Source organism: Pandoraea bronchicola (assembly GCF_902459805.1).
Lineage (GTDB): Bacteria > Pseudomonadota > Gammaproteobacteria > Burkholderiales > Burkholderiaceae > Pandoraea > Pandoraea bronchicola.
Map to the genome: position 1 here is coordinate 25,481 of NZ_CABPST010000013.1, position 21,813 is coordinate 47,293.

Annotated in this window: 15 protein-coding genes and 2 tRNA genes; 9 read left to right on the top strand and 8 right to left on the bottom strand. The window is 62.5% G+C overall.

The features are described 5' to 3' along the window. Nucleotides 1-26: 26 nt before the first annotated feature. Entirely contained in the window at nt 27-1,943 is a 1,917-nt protein-coding gene (locus tag PBR20603_RS19975) for a sigma-54-dependent Fis family transcriptional regulator (RefSeq protein WP_150561203.1), read from the top strand. A gap of 3 nt (nt 1,944-1,946) precedes the next feature. Here PBR20603_RS19975 and PBR20603_RS19980 read toward each other — a convergent pair whose 3' ends face one another. Together PBR20603_RS19980 and PBR20603_RS19985 are read right to left on the bottom strand one after the other, a co-directional pair. Continuing rightward, the gene (locus PBR20603_RS19980; protein ID WP_150561204.1) at nt 1,947-3,578 is read right to left on the bottom strand and encodes an alkaline phosphatase D family protein; all 1,632 of its coding nucleotides are present in this window, start codon (nt 3,576-3,578) and stop codon (nt 1,947-1,949) included. A gap of 13 nt (nt 3,579-3,591) precedes the next feature. After that, complete coding sequence (locus PBR20603_RS19985; RefSeq protein ID WP_150561205.1) at nt 3,592-4,815, bottom strand: phospholipase D-like domain-containing protein; 1,224 nt, start codon at nt 4,813-4,815, stop codon at nt 3,592-3,594. A 346-nt stretch (nt 4,816-5,161) separates the two neighbouring features. Between PBR20603_RS19985 and PBR20603_RS19990 the strand changes: the two genes are divergently transcribed. The 4 genes from PBR20603_RS19990 to PBR20603_RS20005 all read left to right on the top strand — a co-directional run bounded on the left by PBR20603_RS19990 (nt 5,162) and on the right by PBR20603_RS20005 (nt 9,591). Beyond that, on the top strand, nt 5,162-5,575 hold the full coding sequence (locus PBR20603_RS19990; RefSeq protein ID WP_150561206.1) for an ExbD/TolR family protein: 414 nt from the start codon (nt 5,162-5,164) through the stop codon (nt 5,573-5,575). Continuing rightward, nucleotides 5,572-6,360, top strand: coding sequence for an energy transducer TonB (locus PBR20603_RS19995; RefSeq protein ID WP_150561207.1), 789 nt, complete (start codon nt 5,572-5,574; stop codon nt 6,358-6,360). The genes PBR20603_RS19990 and PBR20603_RS19995 overlap by 4 nt, the downstream gene beginning before the upstream one ends. Nucleotides 6,361-6,500: 140 nt before the next feature. Continuing rightward, a complete protein-coding gene (locus PBR20603_RS20000; RefSeq protein ID WP_150561208.1) occupies nt 6,501-8,912 on the top strand; it encodes a TonB-dependent receptor in 2,412 nt (803 codons plus the stop codon). Between the two features lie 49 nt (nt 8,913-8,961). Further along, on the top strand, nt 8,962-9,591 hold the full coding sequence (locus PBR20603_RS20005; RefSeq protein ID WP_150561209.1) for a MotA/TolQ/ExbB proton channel family protein: 630 nt from the start codon (nt 8,962-8,964) through the stop codon (nt 9,589-9,591). Nucleotides 9,592-9,720: 129 nt separating this feature from the next. On the opposite strand, the gene PBR20603_RS20010 is transcribed toward PBR20603_RS20005, so the two are convergent. The 6 genes from PBR20603_RS20010 to PBR20603_RS20035 form a co-directional block, all read right to left on the bottom strand. Further along, nucleotides 9,721-10,185 (bottom strand): CreA family protein, encoded by a 465-nt coding sequence (locus PBR20603_RS20010; protein WP_150561210.1) that lies wholly within the window; start codon nt 10,183-10,185, stop codon nt 9,721-9,723. Nucleotides 10,186-10,274: 89 nt separating this feature from the next. Then, complete coding sequence (locus PBR20603_RS20015; RefSeq protein WP_150561211.1) at nt 10,275-12,416, bottom strand: UvrD-helicase domain-containing protein; 2,142 nt, start codon at nt 12,414-12,416, stop codon at nt 10,275-10,277. 239 nt (nt 12,417-12,655) lie between these two features. Next, nucleotides 12,656-14,098: a CsgG/HfaB family protein gene (locus PBR20603_RS20020; protein WP_150561212.1), complete on the bottom strand. Its 1,443-nt coding sequence runs from the start codon at nt 14,096-14,098 to the stop codon at nt 12,656-12,658. 22 nt (nt 14,099-14,120) lie between these two features. Further along, nucleotides 14,121-14,771 (bottom strand): hypothetical protein, encoded by a 651-nt coding sequence (locus PBR20603_RS20025; RefSeq protein WP_150561213.1) that lies wholly within the window; start codon nt 14,769-14,771, stop codon nt 14,121-14,123. Between the two features lie 39 nt (nt 14,772-14,810). Further along, nucleotides 14,811-15,941, bottom strand: a complete 1,131-nt coding sequence (locus PBR20603_RS20030) for a hypothetical protein (protein ID WP_246174862.1) — start codon at nt 15,939-15,941, stop codon at nt 14,811-14,813. Next, nucleotides 15,941-17,134: a hypothetical protein gene (locus tag PBR20603_RS20035; RefSeq protein WP_246174864.1), complete on the bottom strand. Its 1,194-nt coding sequence runs from the start codon at nt 17,132-17,134 to the stop codon at nt 15,941-15,943. Before PBR20603_RS20035 ends, PBR20603_RS20030 begins: the two co-directional genes overlap by 1 nt. A gap of 291 nt (nt 17,135-17,425) precedes the next feature. On the opposite strand from PBR20603_RS20035, the gene PBR20603_RS20040 reads away from it, so the two are divergent. From PBR20603_RS20040 to PBR20603_RS20055, 4 genes are all read left to right on the top strand, one after another. Beyond that, nucleotides 17,426-17,501: transfer RNA gene (locus PBR20603_RS20040), tRNA-Ala, on the top strand. A 17-nt stretch (nt 17,502-17,518) separates the two neighbouring features. Then, nucleotides 17,519-17,594: transfer RNA gene (locus tag PBR20603_RS20045), tRNA-Glu, on the top strand. Between the two features lie 666 nt (nt 17,595-18,260). Next, nucleotides 18,261-19,421 (top strand): non-hydrolyzing UDP-N-acetylglucosamine 2-epimerase, encoded by a 1,161-nt coding sequence (gene wecB, locus PBR20603_RS20050; protein ID WP_150561215.1) that lies wholly within the window; start codon nt 18,261-18,263, stop codon nt 19,419-19,421. 106 nt (nt 19,422-19,527) lie between these two features. Then, the gene (locus PBR20603_RS20055; RefSeq protein WP_246174866.1) at nt 19,528-21,810 is read left to right on the top strand and encodes a cellulose biosynthesis cyclic di-GMP-binding regulatory protein BcsB; all 2,283 of its coding nucleotides are present in this window, start codon (nt 19,528-19,530) and stop codon (nt 21,808-21,810) included. The last annotated feature ends 3 nt before the right edge of the window (nt 21,811-21,813 follow it).

Below are 21,813 nucleotides of genomic sequence, written 5' to 3' on the forward strand. Positions count from 1 at the left end.
ATCATCCGGCAGGGGGGAGACGACCAATGCCAGCCAATACTGAGTCAGCACACGCGCGCCGTGTGCTGAGTGTCGTACAGGGTCATATACCGTCGGGTGCTGCCGCGACGGACCCGAACATCACCGATTCCTGGCGGCGCTGTGTGGATACGCACGCGCTCGACCCGGGGGCGCGCATGGCGCCACGCGTGCTGGAGTCGACACAACTGCGCGAGCGCCGCGGCGCGATGGAGCGGCTGCGCAGCGTCTCCACGCCCGTGCTCGAGCGCCTGCAACGCCAACTGATGAATCCGCATCAGGCGGTGCTACTCACGGCACCCGACGGCGTGATCGTCGACTCCCGGCTCCCTGATGGCAAGCGCGACGATTTTCATCGCGCGGGCCTGTGGCCGGGCGCCGACTGGAGCGAGTCGTGCGAAGGCACTAACGGCATTGGCACGTGCGCGGTCGAGCGAGCGCCGGTGATCATCTGTCAGCACGACCATTTCCGCGCGCTGCACACGCCGCTCACCTGTACGGCAAGTCCCGTATTTGCGCCGCAAGGCGATTTGCTTGCCGTGATCGACGTGTCGTCAACGAGTGCAGACCTCACCCGGCAGAGCCAATTCCATACGCTCGCGCTCGTGAACCTGTCCGCGAAGGTGGTGGAGAGCGAGTATTTCTTCCTGCACTATCGCGACGAATGGCTGCTTCAATTGCAGGAGCAGGCTGATCATCTCGGCGGCTTCGCGCAGGCATTGATCGCGTTCGACGATACCGGGCGCGTACTTGCCGCCAATCAAAGTGCATTGAACCGTTTGGGCTTGAGGCGCGACCAGATTGTGGGCACGCGTGTGGACCAATGGTTTGCCCAGTCGCTCGATGGGCTGCTTGCACAAGGGCATCCCGCGCCGAGCGCGTGCTGGCCAATTCGCACACATACCGGTGAGCCGCTATTGGCGATGGTGCGGGCACCGTCGCGCGCGGCGCGGCGCGTGAGTCGTCCACCCATTCCCCGGCAGGAGACGATTGCACCGCCATTTTCCGATCCGGCTTTGGCACGCGAGTTCTCGCGGGCGTGTCGTGTCTTTGCTCACGATGTGCCGGTACTCATTCGGGGGGAGACCGGGAGCGGCAAGGAAGTCTTCGCGCGCGCGGTGCATACGGCAAGTGCGAGGGCGAGCGGCCCGTTCGTGGCGCTGAATTGCGCGGCGATTCCCGAGTCGCTGATCGAGAGCGAGCTCTTCGGTTATGTTGGCGGCAGTTTCACCGGCGCGCGCAAGGAGGGGATGAACGGCAAGTTGTGGCAAGCCAACGGCGGCACGCTGTTTCTCGATGAGATCGGTGACATGCCGTTCGCCATGCAAACCCGTCTGCTACGCGTGCTCGAAGACCGCGTGGTGTCGCCGCTTGGCGGCGGCGATCCGGTGCCGCTGGACATTCGCATACTCAGCGCGACGCATCGCGATCTTGCCGAGCGAATCACGGAGCGGCTGTTCCGCGAGGACCTGTTCTATCGTCTGAGCGGGCTCGAGATCACCGTGCCACCGTTGCGTGAGCGCGAAGACAAGATCGACCTGATGCAACGGCTGTTGGCGCAGGCTTGCGAACCGGGCCAGATCACGGTGACGGACGCCGCACAGGAGCGCCTGTGCGCCTATGCGTGGCCGGGAAACGTGCGTCAGATGAGCAGCGTCATCCGCACCCTGGTCGCGCTGAGCGAGAGTGGCGTCATCACGCTGGACGACCTGCCGGACGAGCTGCGCGAAGCGCAAGCCGCGACGCCGGCGGACTCGTCGCCGGACGGGCTCATGGAGCCTCCGTTGGAGGCGGCAGAGCGTCAGGCGTTGCGCGCAACGCTCGACGCTTGTCAGGGGCAGGTCAGCGCCGCAGCGCGCAAGCTCGGCGTGAGCCGCAATACGCTGTACCGCAAGCTGCGACGCTTCGGCTTGCTGCGGGGCTGAACGTCAGGCGACCTTCGCTCCTGGTACGCCGGTCTCGACGACAAACTGCTTGAGCGTCGAGACCGTCGCCCGGATATCGGCGCGATCGGAGATCACCTGAAAGCGGGTCTGCATCTGCTGCGGCGTCACATCGACGGACACATAGCCGCGATGCCGGCTCTCGAAGAACTTCACATGCGGATTTGCCGGAAGTAACTCGGCAAACGGCTCGTAAGGCGGCGGATCGGCTGTGATCGACGTGCCGACAAACTCCGTGGCGATCACCGGCGAGTCGGGACGCGCGCCCGCATGCACGTCGTTGGTCCAGAACGAGTGGATGTCGCCGCCAATGATCACAGGATTGTTCGGACGGGTTTGGGTGATCGCCTGCAATAGGCGATCACGCGTGGCCGGATAACCGTCCCAGCCGTCGGTCCAATGACCGACGACACCGGTCTGACGATCCTTCTGCAAGAGCGGCACGAACAGCAGATCCTGCGCCATCACGTTCCATTGCGCACGCGACCGCCTGAAGCCGTCGTGAAGCCAGGCTTCCTGTTCGAAGCCGAGCATCGTGCGGCGTGCTTCGGTGCGCTCGGTGCAGCTATCCGGCGCCACATGGCCACCTCGATAGTTCGGCTGCGCACAGGGTTGCGGCGTGCGGTACTGACGGCCGTCCAGGATATGGAAGTCGACGAGCGAGCCGTACGCAATGCGGTCATAGACCCGCATATCCGGCCCGCGCGGTATCGACATCGCACGAAGTGGCATATGTTCGTAATACGCCTGATAGGCGGCCGCGCGACGCTTCAGGAAATCCGTGGCCGACACGTTGGCGTGCTGCGACCAGGCGTTGGCGTAATCGTTCTCGACTTCGTGATCGTCCCACGTCATCAGACTTGGCGCGGCGGCGTGCAACATTTGCAGGTCCGGGTCGGTGCGATACAGCGCATAGCGATTGCGATAACCCGTGAGGTCCCTGGCGTCCGGGCCATCGTGCGGACGCACGATCGGCGCCGCGTCTTTCTTCTTCGTATCGTGCGAATAATCGTAGATGTAATCGCCGAGGAAGATGACGAGATCCGGATTCTCCAGCGCCATGTGACGATACGCGCTGAAGTACCCGGCCTCCCAGTGCGAGCACGAGGCGAACGAGAAGCGCAGCCGGTCCACCGGGGCATCGGCAAGCGGCGCTGTGACCGCCCGCCCCACGGGACTTTGCGCACCCAGTGCCGTGAATCGATACCAATACGGGCGGTGCGGTTCGAGCCCGCTCACTTCGACGTGAACGCTGTAGGCGAACTGTGCGGGCGCGTAACTGACACCGCGACGCACAACGTCACGCATGGCGTCGTCGCGCGCAATCTCCCATTGCACCGGCACCTGAGTGGGCATGCCAGCCATGCCGCCGAGCCCGTCGGGCGACAGCGGCGATGGCGCGAGGCGAGTCCACAACACAAAGCCGTCGAATGCCGGATCGCCCGATGCCACGCCCAATGTGAACGGGTCTGCGGCATTCGCCGCGAAGGCTCGCGAGAACGGACTGAGCAGCGGTACGGTGACCAGCGCACCCGCGCCTTTGAGGAACGTGCGGCGAGTGCGGTCGAGCAAAGCGACGCCGCCGTGCGCAGCGGTGATGAGGTCGGTGGGTTTCATGTGTTGTGGCTCCTCACGGCGTTCCCGGATGCGGCACCGGGTAATCGCGCGACACATCGATCGGTGCTGTGTATGGCGAGGTCCACCACGTGCGCTGCAATTGCGCAACGCGCTGTGCCATCTTTGCGTCGCGCATGACCACTTCGAGATTGCGTGAGTTGTCGAAATAGCCGCCCGTCCAGTTGCTCGTGCCAACCCAGGCGAGTTCGCCGTCGATGACCATCGTCTTGCTGTGCACCACGCGCGCGTAGGGAATGAAACCCTTCGATGCGGGCGGCACTGTCACCACGCGCAACTCGACGTTGGGCACGACAGCGAGGCTCTTCAGGTAGGCAACATCAGGGCGTTTCAGATTCCAGTTCGACACCAGCATCTGCACCTTCACGCCGCGCGCGGCGGCCGTGCGAAGCGCCGTGTCGATCACGCCGTAGTATGGGCGCTTGCCCGGCGCGCCGAATGAGAGCGGCGCGTAATCCATCAACTGAATCTGAACACTGTGCTTTGCCTGCCCGAGCAACGCCGGCAGGGCCGATTGCGAATCGCCGACGCCCGGCGGATTGAAGGCGTTCGGGCTGGCCACGAGGAAGGACGTCTGCGCGATATCGGCGGGCGCCACATCGCGATTGAGCAGGGTGGGCTGGGCGCCGCTGGCGAGCGCGGCTTGCGTCTGCCAGTCCTGCTCGAAGATCGCCTGCATCTGCGCAACGATCTTCGGCTCGCTTACGCGAACACCTGTCTCGTCGATGTGTTCGAGCGCGCGCCAGTCGAAGTTCTGGCTGCCGACAAAACCCTCACGACGATCCACGACGAAGTATTTCGCGTGAATGATGCCGCCGCCAACCTTCGAGAAATCGAGCATCCGGAACTCGAGATTGGGAATGCTTCTGACGCGCGACAGGGTGGCCTCGTCCGACATGCGTTCGCCCTTCGCCTCCATCAGAAAGCGAATCTTCACGCCGCGCCGGCCTGCAGCTTCGAGATGCTCGAGCACCGTGTCCATGCGACTGCCCGGTTCGCCGCTGACGTAGAACTGGCCGAAGTCGATCGACGTCTTCGCGTGATCGAACATGTCGGCCCACACGGTGGCGGAGTCGCGCAGATCGTCGCTGTCGGCGCCGGCACCGGTGGGCGCAGTATGAACGAGTTCAAAGCCGGGAACGGTGACGGGGGCCGGCGCTGCGCATAGGGGCGCGACGCCGCTCAACGCAAGCGCGAGCGCGGCAAACGTGTGACGCATGACTTCCTCGAATAACGTGTCGTTGTGCTGTGAATATCGATGACCGACTGCGCGATCGCTGTGTGACATTTGCGCGACGTCGTCGTATACGAAAGATATGCAATTACATATGTCGTTTACGAAATAATTTCTCGCATTCGTCTGGAACCCTTTATTTATGAGGTTTCGGTGCCGCGAGAGTGATCGGTCCCGTTGGTCTACCTCGCAGAATATTTGTCAATTATGAAAATTTATTACGTTTACGAGATAAATTTTCACTAGACGATTGTCAGCAACAAAATCTCCCGTTCTTCACGGAAATTTCATAGACGTCCAAAATAATCCGGGTTCTTTTTAGGACGTTGCCATGATTCACTTCGAAGACCCTCCCAAACGACACGCACGCATCGAGATCATTCCGATGATCGACGTGATGATGTTTCTGCTCGTGTTCTTCGTGTTGCTCAGCATCAACGTGATTCCGTCGCGTGGCCTGTCGACGACACTGCCGCAGTCGTCGAGCGCTGCACAGGTCAACCCTGATAAGCCGGTTGTTGTGACCATCACGCGCGATGGCGCGTTGCAGGTGGACGGTGCGGACACGACGCTCGAAGCGCTCGGTGCCCGGGTGAAAGAGAAGGCGGGTGACGTCGAGAAGGCACAAGTCACGCTCAAGACCGACGAAGGCACGTTGATGCAGCGTGTGATTGATGTCATGGATGTGCTGAAAGCCGCTTCGGTAAGCAAGCTATCCATCGCCACGCGAGCGAAAGCGCAATGACCGCACTCTCGATTCCAACGCCGATCTATCGCCGTCGTGACTGGGTGGCGAGCGGATTGACGCTGTTGCTCGCACTGGCTGCGATGCTCGGCCCGGGGTTCCGTGGCCTGACGCCGCCGCCGGGAGACAAACGGGCCGAGGTGCTGACCGAGATCGATCTCGCGCCATCGCCGCCGGTGCCGAAAACGCAGCCGAAGTCGGAACCGCTGCCGCAACCCAAGCCGGAGCCGAAGCCGCAACCCAGGCCCGAGCCCAAGCCGCAACCGAAACCGGAGCCCAAGCCGCAGCCGCAACTTCAGCCACGCCCCCAACCCGCGCCGCAGCCGACGCCTGCTGCGACGCCGTCGCCGCAACCGCTCGCCGACAGCGCCCCCGCAACGAATGCCGCCTCGGCGCACAACACGGCCACGAATGCGGCACCGACGACGGCGGCCGCCGATTCGAGGCCGGTGCAGAAAGCGGCAGCAAGCAAAGGGGATCCGGACCGTGACTACGAGCGTTCGCTACGGGCACTGGTCGAATCGCGCAAGAAGTATCCGACGAGTCGTCAGGCCATGATCGAGAAGCCCACGGGCGCCGTCGAACTGTGCCTGATGCTCGATCGGGGCGGCAAGGTGAAAGACGTCAACGTGACGACAAGCTCGGGCTCGCTGTTGCTCGACAACACGGCCACGCGACTCGTCGAGGGCACCACGTATCCCGCATTCCAGGACACGCATTTCGCAGGCCAGTCACAGCACAGGTTCTGCATGAAGCTCGATTACCAGCTCCCGGGCAATAGCTGAGGGACGCGCAGGGCAACACCGGCATCACCGTAGTCATCGTTGCAAACACCACGAACACGCGGCCTCGAACCGCGTGCGTTTTGTCGCGGCACTCACTCGCTGCGATCCAGGTATCCGTAACTCATAACCTATACACCGAGATGAACGCTCCTTATCCAACGGCCGCAAAGCCGTTCAAGCATCCCGCATTGCGTCTGTCGATGATCGCGGTCAACGTGCTGCTGCTTCAGGCTGGCATCGCCCACGCGCAGAATTCGGACAATGCCGCCGCGCCTGCTGCCGCTCCCGCAGCGACGGCCACCACGTCCAACATCGGCACCGTCACGATCACCGGCGAAGGCGATCAGTTGGGCAACGGCCTGATGGTTCGCGAAGACGAGCCGAAGACGCGCAGTACGGTCACGCGCGCCGAACTCGAAAAGGAACGGGCCACGGGCAACGTGTTCCAGTCGATCGGCCTGCTTCCGGGCGTGGCGACCTATAGCTACGACGCGTCTGGCCTGTTCGGTGGCGGTCTGTCGATTCGCGGCTTTAACTCCGATCAGATCGGCTACACGATCAACGGCGTGCCGGTCAACGACTCGGGCAGCTTCTCGGTGTACCCGCAAGAGTTCCTCGACAACTCGAACACCTGCGCGATGTCCGTCACGCAGGGGGTGACCGATCTCGACGCACCGCATGTCGGCTCGACCGGGGGCAACGTCAGCATCGTCACCTGTGAGCCGGAAGACCAGAAGCGGATGCGTGTGACGCAGACGGTCGGTGGCCTGGGTCTCACGAACTCTTTCGTGCGTATCGATTCGGGGCGCTTTGCGAACGACATGGCGAAGGTCTTCATGTCGTACTCGCACGCGGAGATCGACAAGTGGAAGGGCGACGGCAAGGCCAAGCGCGATCACGTGGACTTCGGTTTCCGTTTCGACTTCGACAAGTCGAACTACGTTACGGGATCGATGAACTACAACCGCGCGATCAATAACAACATCTACAACCCGTCGCTCGCGCAGCTTAACCAGAACGGCTACTACGGCGACTATGCGTCGCAGTTCGCCGGGCACCTGACGCCGGTCAAGGGCACGGCGCAAAACGAAGCCTCGCAGAGCCCGGCGTATTACAAGCTGGCGCAGAACCCGTTTGAAAACGTGATCGCCTCGGTCACCGGGGTGTTCCGTCTGACACCGACCACGCAGTTGAAGATTCAACCGTACTACTGGTACGGCTTCGGCACGGGCGGCACGCAGCAATACGCGCTCTCGGAAACGGGCTTCCTGAACCCGGCGACGGGTAAAGTGGGGGCTGGCCGCGACCTGAACGGTGACGGCGACACGCTCGACAAAATCATCGTGGCGAACAGCAGCGTGACGCGCACCGACCGCCCGGGTATCACTACGACCGTGACGCAGCAGATCGGTAACCACCAGGTGCAAGCCGGTTTCTGGTTCGAGCGCGCGGTACACCGTCAGACCGGCCCGGCCGTGCTCGTGAACAACGACGGTACCGCCACGGATATCTGGTTGCAGGATAACCAGATCACCGGGCCGACAGGCCAGCCTTACCAGTCGCGTAACTGGAAGACGGTGTCGACGTCGTATCAGTTCTTCCTGGCCGACTCGATCTCAATGCTCGCCGACAAGCTCAACGTGACGGCAGGTTTCCGCACGCCGCACGTGCGTCGTGACTTCACGAACTTCGCGAGCGAAGGCAGCAACTCGCAGATCACCTACAACGTGGTCAAGGACTATAACGCGTTCCTGCCGCAAGCCGGTGTGCGCTACTCGTTCGACGATTCGAATCAGGTGTATGTGAACGCAGCGCGCAACTTCCGCGCACCGCCCAACTTCGCATACTCGCCGACTAACGGCAACGTGACGTTCGTGAACGGCCGGGCGGTGGTTGCGGGCAACGTGCAGGCTGAGACGTCGAACGTGTATGACCTCGGCTACCGCAATCAGAGTGCGTTCGGTACGTTCTCGGGCTCGCTGTTCTACGTCGACTACAAGAACCGTCAGGCCACGGCGTACGACCCGAACCTGAACAACTCCGTGTACATGAACGCCGGCGCAGTGCGCAACTATGGCTTCCAGCTCGAATTTGGCACGGTGCCGTTCCACGGCTGGTCGGCGTACTTCTCTGTCACGAACAACCACAGCAAGCAGCTCAACGATCTGCGCATGTCTGCCACGTCGACGCTCGCGACGTCGGGCAAGGACTACCCGCTTGACCCGTCGTGGCTGCTGGGTCTGTCTATTCAGTACGCGCAGCCGAAGTGGTATGTGCGTGCGCAGACGAAGTTCACCGCGCGTCAGTACGCCACGCTCATGAACGACGAAGTCGCACCGTCGTACACGACGGTGGATCTGGATGCGGGCTATCGCTTCAACAACACCTATTTCTTCAAGAACCCGACCGTGCGTCTGAACGTGAGCAATCTATTCAATCGCCAGTATCGCAACCCTTCGAGTGTTCAGGTGGGGGCAGGCAACGGCACGGTCTATTACTACCTGGGCGCGCCGCGACTGCTGTCTGTGTCGCTGTCGGCCGATTTCCAGTGAGGCGCGCCGCTGCATCCGCACTCACGTATTTTCCAGAGGAACTCTTCGTATGAACACTCAGGTCCTGCATGATCTGTCGTTTTTCCTGATGTACGCGTGCCTGGTCGTGGCCCTGTTCATCAGCATCGAACGTCTGATTTTCTATCGCTACACGAACAAACATGCTCGTGAGCTTGATGCGATGCTGCTCGGCGAAGGCCGTACGCTCGACGATCTTACGCAACATCTCGAGAGCAACGACAGCGTGCCGGCCGACGCGCTGCGTGCATTGGCCAAGGCGCGTGCCAACGCGCATTCGCGCGAAGACATGGAGCAGCTCTCGGCTGCGCTGTATCTTGCGATGAAGTCGAAGCTCAAGCAACGACTGTGGATGCTCGACACGATCGTGACGGCGGCACCGCTGATCGGCTTGCTCGGCACGATTCTCGGCATTATCGATACGTTCTCATCGCTCGCTGCGTCGGGGATCTCGGATGCCAAGGGCGTGTCGGCCGGTATCGGCACGGCGTTGTACGCCACCGCGCTCGGTATCTCGACCGCGTTGTTTGTGCTCGTGTTCCTTAACCACTTCAACGATCGTATCGAACGTATTGGCGATCACCTGAAGATTCTGCTGCTGCGCGCCGGAATTGAACCGGCCGCGCAAACGCAGGTGGCGCGGTTGCAGCGGCAAGCCTGAGGCTGCGTTCGGATCACCGGCGACGCCGTGATGTCGTCGCCGGTGAGATGGGGCATCTGAAGGATTGCGCCCCCGTGAGATATCCGGCCTGCCGGGTGGCTCACGGGGCGTTTCGCTGAAAGGCGTCGATCACTTCGCCGGAATCGGCGTGGCCCGATCTACCGGGACGGCGGTCACGCTGTTCTGAGGGGAGCCGTCGATGAGCTTGTCGGAGTAGGTGAGGTAGACGAGTGTGTTACGTGTCTTGTCGACCATTCGCACGATGCGCAGCTTCTTGAAGAGCGGGGACAGCCCTTCCGAGAAAACCTCCTCTTCCTTCGGCAGCGGTGCGCTGAACGAAATTGGCCCCACGGGGCGGCAGGCAATCGACGCTTCCGCCTTGTCTTCCGCCAGCCCGACCATGCCCTTGACACCACCGGTCTTCGCGCGCGACACGTAGCACGTGACCCCGCGCACCTTCGGATCGTCGAAGGCATCCACGACAATCTTGTGATCGGGCCCCAGCAACTTGAACGCCGTGCTGACGTCGCCGATTCTCTCGGCATGTGCCCAATTCGCCACGACCATGAATGCCAGTGTGAGTGCTTTCTTCATGAAGATGTGTTCCGTTAAACGCTGCGTTAGCGACGACGTTCGCCCGTCAATGTCTGCCATGAGCGGATTCTACTCGCGTGGGGTGACCGTTATGACAACCACTGCGAGAAGGCCGCCGAGTCTTTGTCCGGCGAGATGTACCACTGCCGCCGCGCGGGATCGTAGACGGCACCGAGGGCAGCCAGATTGTCTTTCGCGCCATAGGTGTCGCCGCTGAGGTAGCGACGTGCGGGAGTGGCGTCCACGGGCATTGCCATATTGCGAACGAGCGCATCGTCGGCGAGGTGTGTCGTGCGAGGCAGGTCGAGCGAGGTGAGGAAGCCGCTCTGGCGGGTCTCGTCTTGGGAGGTGATGAGCGTGAGCGATTCCCGAGCCCGGGTCAGCGCCACATAAAAGAGATTCTTCTCGCTTTCCAACTGAGCGAACGGATTCGGGAACTCATTGCGTTCCAGAAACGGAATGATGACGTGATCGAACTCCTTGCCCTTGATGTTCGCGACGGTGTCGACGCTCACGCGAGCGCCTGCTCGTGTGCGCCGGCTGGCAGACAGGCGGGTCATCATCGACGAGAAGTAGTCGGCGAGCGGCGTGTCGTCTGAGGGCAGTGTCGCAGCAAAGGCGCGCAGCGTGCGCTCCACGAGATCGACGTCGTAAGGGCGGGCGTAGAGGCGCGTTGCAACCGCCTGAAAATCGATCTTCTGACGGATGCGCCGGAAGGCCTCGCTGGCCGGGAGCGTCGGCAGGCTCGCGCGCAGTTCGCGAATCAGATGGCCGATGTTGGCGGCGGGCGTACCCTGTGCCGCTCCCAGCAGGTAAGACTCGTAGATCTGTTCGATCAGCTCCGGATGCTTGGCCGTGAGCAGATATTGATCGCGCGACAAACGAATATTGGCGAAGATGCCGAGCACGGCAGCGACGGACATGCGCTCGCGCTCGTCGATCGTTTCGTGTGCTCGCATCGCCAACGCGAACACGGCGCGCACGAACCGGATCTCTTCCCGGAACTGAAAGCCCTCCTTGTTCGGCGATTCGAATGCAATCTCGGCTCGCCACAGCGCTTCTTCCACCGCAGCACTCTGATGCCAGTCGCGCAGAAGCACCGCACAAGTGGAACGTTTGTCGCTGTCTTGCAACCAGCCGCGCACGTTGTCCAGCACTGCCTGCGCCACGGCGTCTTGGGCGCCGTCGGTCTTGATCACCTCGATGGGGGTGTGACGCCGGACATACGACTCGATGGCCTTGCGTTTGAACGCGGCAACCGGATAGGCGATATGCGGGCCATGACGGAACGTGCGCGTGAGCGGGTAGGCGGTCGCGCCGGAGAAATCCACGCGGAAACGATCTCCCATATACACGTCGCTCGCACCCATCTCACCGTGGATGACCTGATCGCGATCGCCAACGCCGACGAAGCGGCAGTTCAGCGTGCGAAGCACATGACGCAGCACGCGATACGACGCTTCGTTGAAGTCGTGTTGCTCGTCGCAAACAATCAACCGGCATGGCGCAAAGTACTGCGGCGCGACGCTTTCGCGATCGATCAACTGCGCCAGATCGTAAGTGGCGTCGAAACGGTCCCGGAACTTCGGCTCATCAAGCGCGCCAAGGCGAATCCGTTCATAGGCCTGAGCGATGGCGTATTGGGCCGGTGTAACGTCCAGGCGCTCGAGCAAGTCGCCGAGCTGTTCGTCGTCGACGTCATCGAACAATGCGCCGCCCGCTTTGAGCTTTCGCATGGCGTCGATGCTTTGCGCCACATTGATGTGGTTGTCCTCGAAGGTACCCGGTGCGTAGCGGTGTTCGACGTCGTCGCGCAATGTTTCCATGGCATCGGCAATGTAGGACGTCAGGAAGCTGTCGCGCTGAATGCGCCGTGCGCGTTCGTTCGCCGTGGGCAAGGTGTCGAGCACCTCGTGGCTGTAGTCGTCGAAGGTCGAGACACGCACACGTTTGTGCAGGTCCGCATGGATGCCGCTGCGTTGCAGGCGGGCGCGCAGCACGTCGGCGGCGGTGGCGGTGAAGGTCAGCGCGAGGATTTGTTCGGGCGGCGTACCGCCAGCAATGGCTTCACCGATGCGCGCGACAAGGGTTGTCGTCTTGCCGGTGCCGGCGTTGGCCATGGCGATGCAGATCCGCTCGTTCGCGACCTGAAGGGCGGTCTGCTCGATGGTCAATGCGGGACCATTGGGCACGAATCGCGGGGTGCGGACGGGGGATGGGGTTTCACTCATGACATCAACCTTGCTGAGAGCGGGGATGACGCATGATGCTGCCTCATGAGTCTGGCCCGTCGAGTTCTATGCCGGCCGCGACAATCGCCAGCCATGCGTGTCGCGGATTCTACTCGCGTCCCACGGTCAGCACCCGCAACCGGCCCCGGGCCCTCTCACGAATTCGCGGGAAGTCCCGTCCCCCGAAGGCGGGCGACGGGACTTCCGCGGTACTGCGTGCTACCACTGGCTACGGCGGGTTACCACTTCTCGTCTTGCGACGGACCCGATTGCGCGTCGGCCGAAGTTGAACCTTTCTTCGCCGTCTTTGCCCCGGTCGTGGCTTTGGCGGCCGAAGTCTCAGGCGCCGCACCTGCCGCTGCGGCCAACCCGGCCTGAGGCGCTGCCTTTGCGGGCTTGCCGGCAAGCTCGCCGCGCACCTGAAGGCCTGCGATCGGCAGGGCGTCGAGGTTGAGGTTGCCGCGCACGTTCTCGAGATGCCCGTACGACAGGTTCTGCGTCACGCGCTCGACGACCAGTTCGCAGCACGGATTCTCGGTGCGTCCGAGGTTTTGCCCGGTCTGTGGATCCTTGAACTCGTTGCCCAACGCCACGACGGCGTAGCGGCCGCCTTCACGCAGCGCCTGTCCGCCCTGGCTGACGACGACATTGGTGCCGTCGCGCCCGAGCACCGTGATCGGGAACGTCGATTGCAGGATCGCGCTGACGATGGCCTTGCTGGCCTGATCGGTCATTTCGGTGAGAATGCGTTGCCCATCGACGCCGGTGCCCAGTGTGGTCGGGGCCGTCGCTGGCAACGTGTTGCTCAACGAACTGGCGGCAGAGACCTGACGTGTCGCCACGTTCACCATTTTCTGCGACAGTGCCCAGCCGCCCGAATAGCTGACGAGTTGACGATCGCTTGTGCGCAACTGCCGGGCGTGCTTCGTGTAGTTGAACGTGCTCACGCGCGCACTCCACACCAGATCGGCACTGGCCGCTTGCGAGAGCTTCGCCAGCTCGGCGCTGGGAGCCTCGCCGGAGGCGATCATGTCCAGCTCCTGCTCGATCTCGGGACTCATCTCGCGGTCGAGCACGGCGAAACGGCCAGTCTGCACGAGCGCATCGCTCACACGCTGGCGCAGCGTAGCGGCGACTTCGCGAGACGGCACGGTGGTGTCGCCCATCGGCAACGAGGCCTGCGGGAAGACGATTGGGCCGACCACGACCTTGAGCTTTTGCATATCGGCCGACGGCTTGAACTTGGCGATGTCGGCCTCGATGCTTGCCTTATAGCGCTTGGACAGGACACCCGGCTCGTCGAGACTGATCACGCGCAGACGCTGGATCACGCCGCCCGAGCGCTGCTGCACGATGTCGGCGAATGCGCTTGCCCGCAGCGATGCCGAGTCCTGATTGAGACTGACGTCCAGCCCGTACTTGGCCGTCACGCTATCGGATTGCACCACGGCGCCGTTGACTTGCATCAGAGCGAGCTTCATCGCTTCGAGCACCGCTTCTCCTGCGGAGTTGCCGAAGCCTACCGCAGTTGTCTTTTCCGTCTCGACCTTGCCGACGTCCGGGACGGAGGCGGCAGCGCTCGGTGCGGAGGCCGGGGCCTGAGGCGCGTCGGCGGGTTTCTCGGAGCAGCCGGCAATAAAAAAGAGGGCCGCAAGGGCCCCCGTGAGCGAGTTACGCATCATGTTGTTGGTAGGGTGTCCCGGATTACAGCGCCGCGAGTGCCTTGGTCGCGTCAGACGGCACGTCGATGCCGTTGCTGCGCGCGAAGTCGATGGCGTTCTTCAGCGCCTTGCCGGCTTCCGTGACCGAGCTCGGGAAGTTCGACACGACGTAGGCGGCGCCGCCCAGCGACGTCAGCGCCATCGGCGATGCGCTCTTCATGTTGGCGCCCATCGACGTCACGTCGTTGCGCATGCCGGTGTAGTGAACCATGCCGAGGGCGAGATGGCCGAGGCCCTGTGCGAAGGTCTTCTTCGAGGCATCGTCGAGCACCGGCTTTTCCTTGAGCTTCGCTGCGATGGCGCCGCTCGTGTCGCCCACGGCGTTGACTGCCTTCGATGCCGAATCCTTGTCTTGCGTCGAGCCCGACGACAGTTGCGCCACGACTGCGGCAGCCTGTTCGGCTTGCGTTTTCAGGCCGAGGGCTTCACCCATCTTGGCGTTGGCGTTGAGCACGTCGATGTTGGCGGCAACGTAGTTCTTCACCAGTGCGGCCTGTTGGCCCGACAGATCGGCAGTGCTGTCCGACTTGCTGCCGCCGCCCACGAGGCTGGTCAGGCCGCCGAGTTGAGCGTACGAGGCGCCCGAGGCACCCACGAGAGCAGCCGCAACGGCACAAGCGATGATCTTCTTCATGAACTTCTTCTCCAGGAGAGGGATGGTGGAATCCGGCAATTAACGCAAACTGAGATTGGTGATCTGGCTGGTCAACTCGCGCGCGGCGTTGTTGGCCGCCAGCCGCAGCGCATTGGTGCGGGCCTCTTCTTCGGTCGGACCGGTGCCGGCGTACTGAACGGGGCCCACCGAGGCGATGGTGTCCGGAATGGTCTGGCCGATATCGAGCAGCTTCGCGTTGACGGTGACAGCCACGCGCATGAGGCCGGAGTTGGGATCGCGATCTGCGAGGCCGACATCGAGCGTGCCCAGCGCGATGTAGGACATGCGCGCTACGCGCATCCCCGAGACCATCGACGCAAGCGTCGCAGGCTTCAGGTCCATGCCGCTCTTGTAGTCGTTTTCGACGTTGGCGACCTTGAACTGACCGCCGGTATACGGCTCGACCAGTGCGGCTTCGTTGACCTTGAAGCCCGCCTTGGCGAACGTCGACGTGAAGACCTGCGACAGATTGGCGCTGGGAATCAGGCGGAACGTGTTGTCGGTGGCGCGTCGCGTGGTGCTGCCGCCTGTCTCGATGGAGGCCGAGCTATGCACCGATGCCGACATCTTCGCGTTCGTCGACGCGCTGGTGCCGATCTGATTGCCGCGAATGTTCTCGCCCTCGCTGCCCTGCTCGGACTCGCTGATCTGCGCCTTGACGTCGGATTTGCGGTCGACACGCTTGTACACGCGGTCGTCATAGGCGCGCGAGGTACCGACTTCGCGCGACACGAAGATGAACGCCAGCGGCGAGCGTCCGGCCGGACCGCCCTTGACGACGGCGGAATCGCGCTTCACGGCGTTGCGAAGATTCGCCACGTTGAGCGACACGCGCACGGCCACCGTGTATTGTTTTTTATCCGAGTTCTCGTCTTCGGCGAGGATCGTCGAGTCGAGGATGTAGCGATCCGGCTCGGCGAGGATCTTCTGGCGAATCGCGTCGAAGTTCTCCGACTCGGCTTCACCGGCTTCGGCGTAATAGAACTCCACGGCCTTCATTTGGGCAGCCGACAAGGCGCGGGCCTTGTCGTCGCGCGAAATCGACCAGCCTTCATACGTCACGGTCGCCTTGCCGCGCGCTTGCTGCACCTGCGCAGCTGCGCTCGACGCGAACACGGCTGCGGCAAACAGCAGAAAGAGTTTCTTCATCACTTGCATAGCTTCATCAGTCCCATCGTCTTGTCGATTTGCGACGAAATGTCCGACGCCGAAGCGGCAGACTTCACCCATGACGTGTCCGTACCTGCCACAGACTCGGCAAGCTTCACGAACAAGCCGTTGACGGAGTCGTAATAGGCCGGGAAATCGTCGACCCAAGTTTGCGACGCCGGTACCGGCTTCACCTCACCGTTCTTGAGCGAGGTATTGAGGTAGGTCGCACCGGTCAGCGGCTCCCGAATGGCGACATCCGCATAGCTGCCGTAGATGTAGGCCGTGCCCACCGCGTTCTCGCTGTATTTGATCTTCTTGAAGTTCTTCAGCGTGACGTCGATCTCGTAATCAGGCTGCGGCAGCTTGAGGTTGAAGACCGTGCCGTCCATGATTTGCATCGACATGACGTTACCGATGGCATAGCCCTTTGAGTAAGGCACGACCGGCACGCCGATGCGCGTGGAGATCGCCTCGCTCACCATGTCTGCGACCCACGTCTGTGCGGCGCCGGGTGTGGCCTTCAGGTAATCGGGCAGGACGGCGGTGGCCTCCGGCGTGACTTCCACGCGGGTGACTTGCAGATAGCGCGGCGCCTGATCGGGCAGTTGCGCTTGCGCGACGGACGCGGCGAAGCGGGCGTACAGACCGGGCTTGCCGTTCGCGCCGTCGTAGACCATGCGCACGCGATCGAGGACTTCGGCGCGCGTGGGTTCGTGATCGAGGTTATCGACGTAACCGAAGCTGACCGGATAGGAGCGCAGTACCGTCATCGACTTGAAGTCGAAGAACAGCACTTGACCGCGCAGCAGGACAAACAGCTTGCGGATGGCGCCGAAGCGCTCGACGGACACGGTCTCGGTATTGATGACCAGCGATACAACGAGCGCCTGGTCGCGACCCTTCAACTGCTCGATCGGTCCGGTCGCGAGTGTGAAGTGTCTGGCCGGATTCTGTGCCACTGCCGCCAGCAGACGCTTGTACGGCGAATCGCCCGCGGCCTTCAGGCCGTTCTCATAAGCACGCGAATAAGGAAATCGTTTGTCGATGCTGGCGGCGTCGCCGCCGTAGGCTGCGCCCGCAAACGCCACGGTTTTGTCTGTGACCTGAGCCTGAACGTGCCCCGCAAGCACCATTGAGAATGCCATCGAAAAGGTGATGGCAAGACGGAAGAGGAATCCGCCGGTTTTCATATTGTTATGCTCCCCCGTTACGCGTCCGTGACGGGGGACGCGAGAACGCGGAATACTGTATTACTAACTATTTCAAGTCAATCTATTGACTGGCGATCCTGCCTAAATTGATAGGGGCTGACGCCGACGTTTTGTCCGTGTCATGTAGGTGTTTCGAGGTGGGGCATCGGCGGTGGAAATCGGATTTCCCCCTTGGGCGACGATCGGCCGTCAGAGACGGTCAGCCGAAGGGGGCGCCACAGGCCAGTTGCCAGCGGTTGCCAAATGCGCTATAGTCACGCCTCTTCGCGCGGGGGTATAGCTCAGCTGGGAGAGCGCTTGCATGGCATGCAAGAGGTCAGCGGTTCGATCCCGCTTACCTCCACCAAACGAATGACGGTTTCCGTCCCCTTCGTCTAGAGGCCTAGGACATCACCCTTTCACGGTGAGTACAGGGGTTCGAATCCCCTAGGGGACGCCACATATCGGCAGCGATGTGATTCATACATCGAAGCCGGCCGGCGTCAGATTCGGCAAAACGTATGGCAAAAGCCGGATGTCTTTCAAGACATCCGGCTTTTTTGCGTTTGTCCCGCCTATCGATTCGTCACGACGATTGCACCGTCTTCACCGGCAATGAAGCTTTTGTGACGCTTCGGAAAGTTAACAAACTTACTTAATTTGCTTTGAGATTTCTGACCCAGTCGCTACATCAATTCTGACGTCGGCACGGGGCTGTTTTGCCGATTTCCCAATCGTACAGCCCCAGCGCTGACGCGCGTCGGACGTTGCGCGTACGCGACAATGACGATCTTCCGATTTGCCGGGGGACAGTATGGGGACGGAAGGCTTATAACATCCGGCAGATCAAGTTCGCATGGGGCTGGCAGAAGCGCCGCGCCGGGCGGACAAACAGGTGGTAAGAGGAGTGCTCAGACTCGGGTTTTTCCGGCCCGTATTGATGAGCGCCCGTCGCTGCGGCTAAATTCACAAAAAATGAATCGTATTCCAATCTAATCTAATTGAATTGGATTTGCTGCAGGCGTATCGACCTCATGCCATAGACCGCCCCTGTCCGAAGTTCCTCCGGGGCAATGAAGCCTGCGTGCCGCACGGCATGAACAGGCTCAGACCAGAACGTGTAACTATGAAAGTCCTGTCTATCTTCGGCACGCGTCCCGAAGCGATCAAGATGGCGCCTCTCGTCACAGCGCTGGATCGCGAACCCGGTATCGATAGCGTGGTGTGTGTGACCGGTCAGCATCGCCAGATGCTTGATCAGGTGATGTCGCTGTTCGATCTCAAGGCCAGATACGACCTCGAGGTCATGGTGCCCAATCAAACGCTCAACGGCCTGTTCGCACGGGCTATGGAGCGGGTCGATGCGGTGCTGGAAACGGAACAACCCGATTACGTGCTGGTTCACGGTGACACGAGCACGGCGTCTGCCTGTGCACTCGCCGCTTTCCATCGCCGCATTCCGGTCGGACATGTGGAAGCCGGTCTGCGCACTGGCGATCTGTCCAAGCCGTTCCCCGAAGAGATGAATCGCCGGGTGGTCGATTGCGTGGGTAATTGGCTGTTCGCGCCGACTGCGACATCCCGGGAAAATCTGCTGCGTGAAAATCTGCACGGCCGGATCGCTGTGACAGGCAATACCGTGATCGACGCGCTCGCGACGCTCACCGCCCGCCTGCGTGACGATTCGCCGCTCGCCGTTGCCGCGGCAGCGCGCTACCCGTGGCTCGACGCATCGCGCCGTCTGGTGCTCGTGACGGGCCACCGTCGCGAGAGCTTCGGCGACGGCTTCCGCAATATTTGTGCTGCCCTTGCGGAACTCGCCCGGCGCGACGACGTGCAGATCGTCTATCCGGTGCACTTGAACCCGGCGGTGCGCAACGTCGTCATGACCGAGCTGGCCGGCTTCGGCAACGTGCATTTGATCGATCCGCTCGACTACGTCGACTTTGTCTGGTTCATGCAGCGAGCGTACGTGATCCTCACCGACTCCGGTGGCGTGCAGGAAGAGGCGCCGTATCTCGGCAAGCCGGTGCTCGTCATGCGCGATGTGACCGAGCGGCCGGAAGCGGTGAGCGCTGGCACGGTCGCGCTGGTTGGCGCGAATCGGGAGCGCATCGTCGAAGGCGTGACACGTCTTCTCGACGATCTGGCGTATCACACGTCGTTCTCGCGACGCCTGAATCCGTATGGCGATGGTCACGCCTCGCAACGCATCGTGGCGGCCCTGTGCGGGCGCACCGTGAGCGAGTTCGATCCGAATACCCCGGCTGACAGCCGGGTTCCCTGAGATCCGAGCGGGTGCCGACGCGATGACTCTCCTGCCGCCTCCGCCAAAGCCGTCCCACTGCGTAACGTCCACCGGCACGGACGAAACGCCAATTCACGGATATTTCATGCTGTTGCTCAACACATTGCATGCGCGTCGCCGCACGGCGCGCGACCTCCTCCGATCTTCGCCCGATACCTCGCGTGCGCGGCTTCACCGCGTCTGTGCGACGGCAGCGGGCACCCTCGCGGTGTTGAGCGCGTTCGCTCCCGCCACGTCATACGCAAGCGCGCTGGGCGACGGCGTTCGCGCGCTTGGCTCGGGAGCCAACCTGCAGCGCAGTATCGCGCTAGCTGACCTCGGCATTACAACGCCCATCGTTCTCTCGGGCGACGCCAGCCAGGACTTCTATCTGCCTGTGCCCAAGGGCCTGCCGTTGGCCGACGCCACCGTGGCATTCGACGGTCGCTATCTGAAGGGCGAACCGGGGGCCGCCTCAGTGGTGCTCTCCATCGACGGTCAGCCGATGACCTCGCAAGCCGTGCCCGACGGCGACGGTCCGTTGCAGCGCAATCTGACGGTCTCGCCGCGTCCGCGCGAGACAGGTTTCGTGCGTTTCTCGGTGAATTGGCATTCGCGTACCGGCACGTACCGGTGCGAGCCGGATCGCTCGCTGGCCAATTCGGTGACGATCACGCCGCAGACGCGTCTGACCTACCGCATCGATCAGAAGTCGGTGACAAGTCTCGACGATGCGTGGGGCACCCTGCCAGGCGCTCCCGCGCTGCTCGTCGCATCGAAGACACTGAGTCAGGAAGCGTTCGACAGCGCCTGGCGTATTGGTGTAGCGCTTGAGCGCAGCGGCAAGCGGGTGGTCGTGCGCGCGCTGCCCGCAGTGGGCGATGTGGTCGACACGCGCGGCGTCAATGTGCCGACGGCACTCGCGGGTGTGCCGGCTTTCTCCGCGTTGCGCGACAACAGTGCAACGCACAAGTTGGCCAACGACGCCGAACTGGGGGCGTTGGTCGCGATGAACGCGCCGTCGGTGAGTGGCGATGTCGTGGTGGCAGACGCGGCGCTGCGTGCGCGGCTTGCGGCTGCTTTCGATGCCGTGCAGGGGCAACTTGCCGGCGACGCCGACGCCGCCGAGGCGTTCAAAACGTGGCGCACCCAACGTGCATCGCTCTCGAACGACGCGCTTGGCGCCAAGCAGATTCGCCTGCTGGCGATGGGCAATCAGTCGGTGATCGCCGTGGCGGGAGACGCGGGTGCGCAAGCGGCCGGTCTCTTTGACAATTCGTTGCGCCGCCTGATGCTCTCGAACAACGTCACTGCGCCCATTGCCCATACGCCTGATATCTCCGACAAGCAGGTGGTGCGTCTGTCGAGCCTTGGGGGGACGTCGGATAGTTTCGACGTGCTGGCGCGAGGTGACTGGACGGTGACGTTCCCGCTGAGTGCAGTGGCATCCGACGGCCGCATGCCCGCCGAAATTTCGCTGTATCTCTCCGCCGCACCCGGCCCGGCCGCTTCGAAGCCGGTGGCCACGGTGTTCTGGAACGGCATTCTGCTCGCGGCCAAGCAACTCGATGCGAATGGCCGCCCCGAACAACTCAAGGCGCGTGTGCCGGGTTATGTGCTGGGAGTAAACAACACGTTGCGCGTGTCGGTGCAGCGCCAGCCGTACTCGGCTAATTGCGATGAGATTCCGCAGGCCTATCCGGTCAATGTGCTGCCCTCGGCGAGCTACATCCGCCCGGGTCAGGCGGAGCCGGACGGCACCTTTGTGGGCCTGCTTCCGCTCATGGCGGGCAATCCGCAACTCATCGTGCCGGACCGCTATCTCGAAGATGCGCCTGCCAATATCCGTCGCGTGATCGGTATCGCGGCAGCCAGCGGCCTGTCGCCGTCGCGCGCAGAACTGACGGTGGCCGCCGGTGGCAAGAGCGTGAAGCCGGGCAAGCCGTTCGTCGCGATGGAAGTGCCGCTCAACGGGGCCACACCGACGGTGAGCGTGACCGATCGCAAGCGACTGGAGATCGGCGGCAAGGACGCCAAGTGGCTGGACATCACCGGCCTGCAGAACCTGTCGACGGCGGAAGTGGTGCGCGCGAGCGGCCAAGACGGTCTGTTGTGGTACGCGATCGGCACGCCGCGCGCGGATGTCGGCGAGCCGTTCCTGCTCAACCGCGGCAATCTGGCGATCATCGGGCCGGCCGGCCCGGTGGCGTGGATCGACAGCAGCAATCCGGACGCGAGCATGCCGCCGGGCGCGGGCGAGAGCGCGTTCTATGAATGGCGCCGCTATGTGTCGTGGGGAGTGCCTGCGATTGCCATCGCGCTGCTGGTATTGCTGTTGATTCTTGTGCTGGCGCTGCGAGCCGGTCGCAGGAAAAGCAGCGGCCATTGAGCC